3 protein-coding genes and 2 pseudogenes are annotated in these 3,621 nt (G+C 57.1%); 3 read left to right on the forward strand and 2 right to left on the reverse strand.

What is annotated here, in order from left to right:
- Together PAF17_RS19930 and PAF17_RS19935 are read right to left on the reverse strand one after the other, a co-directional pair.
- A pseudogene (locus PAF17_RS19930) lies at window positions 1–118 on the reverse strand (ATP-binding protein); the annotation flags it as partial.
- Window positions 108–515 (reverse strand): annotated as a pseudogene (locus PAF17_RS19935) (IS21 family transposase); the annotation flags it as partial. The pseudogenes PAF17_RS19935 and PAF17_RS19930, both read right to left, overlap by 11 nt.
- Before the next feature lie 448 nt (window positions 516–963).
- On the opposite strand from PAF17_RS19935, the gene PAF17_RS19940 reads away from it, so the two are divergent.
- Genes PAF17_RS19940 through PAF17_RS19950 form a run of 3 tightly spaced genes read left to right on the forward strand, consistent with a single transcriptional unit; the run spans window position 964 to window position 3,510 of the window.
- Window positions 964–2,085: an ABC-three component system protein gene (locus tag PAF17_RS19940; RefSeq protein ID WP_271890804.1), complete on the forward strand. Its 1,122-nt coding sequence runs from the start codon at window positions 964–966 to the stop codon at window positions 2,083–2,085.
- Window positions 2,078–2,599: an ABC-three component system middle component 2 gene (locus PAF17_RS19945; protein ID WP_271890805.1), complete on the forward strand. Its 522-nt coding sequence runs from the start codon at window positions 2,078–2,080 to the stop codon at window positions 2,597–2,599. Before PAF17_RS19940 ends, PAF17_RS19945 begins: the two co-directional genes overlap by 8 nt.
- Window positions 2,599–3,510 carry a hypothetical protein gene (locus tag PAF17_RS19950; RefSeq protein ID WP_271890806.1) on the forward strand — a complete coding sequence of 304 codons (912 nt, stop codon included), beginning with the start codon at window positions 2,599–2,601 and terminating at the stop codon, window positions 3,508–3,510. The genes PAF17_RS19945 and PAF17_RS19950 overlap by 1 nt, the downstream gene beginning before the upstream one ends.
- The last annotated feature ends 111 nt before the right edge of the window (window positions 3,511–3,621 follow it).

Raw genomic sequence — 3,621 nt, forward strand, 5'->3', positions numbered from 1 at the left:
CCACCTCGAACGCAGGCGCACCTTGTTCCATGAGGTCATGCACGGCCTGCGCCATGCCTGGCATCTTCAGACTGCGGAGCATGATGACGATGGCAGCGCCGGCGGGATCATGACGCATGGCGTTTGCCTCCGGATGTGCGCAGCCCATCGTAGCGTGCGACATTAGCCTCAGGCTCCTTCGTCAGGACGAGGCTCGAAGGCGGCGTCACGTCGGGCTGGTCAGCCGGCGTGCCATCCACCAGCCTATGGAGCAGGTTCAACACGTGGGTCTTTGTCGGCACGCCTGCCTGCAGTGCCATGTCCACCGCGCACAGCACGACTTGCTCGTCGTGATGGAGCAACAGGGACAAGATTTCCACCATCTCTCGATCGCCGCCGGGCTTGCGCAGCAATTTATCCTGCAACTGGCGGAATGCCTCCGGCATCTCGACAAACGGAGCGCCATTGCGCAGCGCGCCCGGCTTCCGCTGGACCACGGCGAGGTAATGGTGCCAGTCATAGATGACGCGGCCCGGTTAGCGCACAGTCTTCCGATTGCGGTCACTGCTGTCGAAACGGCACTCAACCAGGATCTTAAGGCGCTCGCGCTTCCGGACAGCGTAGATTCCAGCTATGTCGCTTGGGGGCTCGGCCCCGTGATCGCGATGACCTCGCTGAGCGCCTGCGGGACGGTCGGTTCTGATCATGGCGCCTGCCCGCCGGTGGTCGAGTATCCGGCGGTGTTGCAGGAAAGAGCGGCAGAGGAGATCGAGGCGTTGCCGCGGGATTCCGCCGTTGCAGGGATGATGGCGGATTACCATGTGCTGAGGCAGCAGGCGCGGGGTTGCGGGTTGGGCAGAGATCAGGTGGTTGAAGAGCGTATCAAACGAAAGTAGTTGTGGGTTGTTTCAGGCCGCACAGAACAGCTGGCCAAAATCTGGTGCGTCACACGAGGGATTAGTCATTGATGGGTTGGGGGCCGAAATGACCGACGCGCTGTCCCCTCTCGTTGCTCTGGACGGCCCTACAAAATGGCCATCTGCGAATGCTCGGCTCCTCGGGCTTGGCGCAGGGCTGCCTGTGAACCCTCTGGATCGATTGGCGAATTTCAGCGCAGACGAATTTGAACGCTTCGCGCTCGAATGGGCTGATGGCTATCTTCGAAACAGGCTGCACGGCGTAAATGACATCCAGCAACGCGGCGGGGCGGGGGACAAAGGGCGTGACATAGTTGTTTGGTTTGGCGAACCGGGGTCCGCTTCGAGGCACTGGCATCTCTATCAGTGCAAGAGGTATGCGGCAGCACTGGGCGCGGGCAAAGGCATCGGCGAAATCGCAAAAGTGCTGTTTTACTCATTCAGGGGGGATTATACTCTTCCGTCAGAGTACTGGTTCGTGACGCACAGGGGAGTCACGGGCGAATTCCAGGACCTCATCGATAATCCTGAACTTCTTCGCGCGTACGTTACCGAAAATTGGGATACCCATTGCGCGAATGCCGTAACATCGAAGAATGCTGTCCCCTTGGAGGGCGAATTTGCAGACTACGTAGCCCACGTCGACTTTGGATTTATCCGGGTCAAGCAACCTCTCGACCTGATCAACGAACACGCCCAAACACGTTATCATCTTGTCGTTTTCGGCGCGCCCCTCGTTGAGCGTCCTCCGCCCGCAGTACCGCCGTCGCATGTCGCCGAGGCAGAACAAGGTTATCTAGCGGAACTTTTCAAGGTCATTGGCGAGATGACTGGAACCGCTATATCCGGCGAGGGTGATTTCGCCACCAATGGCACGGCAAAGAACCTTTTTGAACGGTCGCGTATGACCTTCTATAGTGCTGAAGGTTTAAAAGAGCTTGCGCGCGATCAAATGGCCGACGCCCGCTATTTCGACGACCTCTTAGGGGAGTTTCGTCATGGATTATATTATACCTACAGCGCGCCTGCGGCATCTGGGTATATTCGACTGAGCGAAACCGTAAAGGCCGCTCAAGCTCAGCAGGTCTCAAGCAGCGTTCTCAAAGACCATATCACCTCACCTGACCGGGAAGGCTTTTGCCATCATCTGGCAAATAACGGCGATGTAACTTGGTGTGACGATGCCTGAGCAAGTCAAGCAAACACCGCCCCCAATCGATGGGCACCGACTGTTTAATACGCCACTGGAATGCGGGTTCCGCCTTTTATTTGCGCTTGATGCGTGCCGCCCGAATTCCGCTGACCTGCAGCGTCTGATCAGCTATGACTACCTGCTTGTGCACTCAGGCGACATAGCCGGCGGGCCACCCAGTCTCCATCCGCCTGTTCCGTTCCGAGGTTCGGAGTGGATTGTAAAGCGCGATTTGGTTCGTGCGGGCTTGGGCTTGGTTTTCGCACGCGACCTCGTGACCAAGATTCTGACCCCTGACGGGATCATGTTTGCTGGTTCCGAGTTGACTACGGCCTTCGTCGCACTTCTTCACACCCACTATGCCGCGTCGTTGCGAGAGCGTGCACACTGGCTGGCCGAGGAATTTGGTGCCGCAAGTGATCAAGATCTCCAAGCGTTCATGACAGAAAAAGTCGGGCAGTGGGGCGCGGAATTTGACCGCATATCCGCGCTGCGTGATTTGGAGCTCTGATGGCGCACATTTCCGAGATAAGGCTAACAGGAAAGGGCAAGATCGACGCCTCGATCAGGTTCAAACCGGGTCCGAACGTCGTGTCTGGCGACTCTGATACTGGCAAGAGCTATCTTCTCAGATGCGTCGATTATGTTTTTGGCGCGCAAGAGATGACTAAGGTCATCGAAGAAGCTGCCGGCTACGAACTCGTCTGGCTCGAACTTACAAGCTCCGAGCAACAGGTACTCACTCTTGAGCGGCACCTTACTGGCGGCGACGTCCGAGCTTATGATATCCCGATCAAGGATGTATTAGCAGGGCGAAACCATGACGCGACAAATGAAGTCGGGAGCGAAGCGGCAGATGCAGGTCCGAATGGTGAAATCTTGGCATGGAGGAGGCAAGGCACATCAAAAGCACCCGATATAACCTCGCGTGTCTTCCCGTTCTTTGGCCTGCCAGAGAATGTTCGTCTTCGGAACAACAATGAAGGCGAGACGCAGCGTCTTTCGATCCGCACGCTTTTACCCATTTTCATGTTTGACGAGGGCAGGATTATCAGCGAGCAGTCTCCGATTACCGGGGACGGGTTTGGCCAGACGGCCAGCAAGCGCATGTTTTCCTACGTCCTGACCGGCACCGACGATAGTGCGATCATCGCCCAAGAGCGTCGGGAGATAATGCGGGCGGAAATCAATGCAAAACTCAGCTTGATCGATGATCTATTGACGCCGATTGAAAGCCGGTTGGAAGGAAGCGGCACAGAAGCAGAGGAAAGCGACAGCACGGCACGTGTCGAAGCTGCCATCGAAAGCCTTTCGAGCCTGTTGTCGGAAAACGAGGATGAACGCACGCGCCTGAGAAATGAACGCCGTGAGCAACATGACCGGCAACGCCGCGCGGAATCACAGTTGATCGGAATTGAATAGCCCCGCGTTTCCTAGACGCCTTCGGGTCTCGGTTTCCGCTGCCGTTCGAACTCTACGGGCGACAGCATCCCGTTTCTCGCATGCTTGCGCTTCGGATTGTAGAACATCTCG

This window comes from Paracoccus onchidii (assembly GCF_028294535.1).
GTDB classification, from domain to species: Bacteria; Pseudomonadota; Alphaproteobacteria; order Rhodobacterales; family Rhodobacteraceae; genus Paracoccus; species Paracoccus onchidii.

Excerpts from the sequence above, each read along its gene's own strand:
- PAF17_RS19940 (WP_271890804.1), top strand. The coding sequence starts at position 964 with ATGACCGACGCGCTGTCCCCTCTCGTTGCTCTGGACGGCCCTACAAAA.
- PAF17_RS19950 (WP_271890806.1), top strand. The coding sequence starts at position 2,599 with ATGGCGCACATTTCCGAGATAAGGCTAACAGGAAAGGGCAAGATCGAC.
- PAF17_RS19945 (WP_271890805.1), top strand. The coding sequence starts at position 2,078 with ATGCCTGAGCAAGTCAAGCAAACACCGCCCCCAATCGATGGGCACCGA.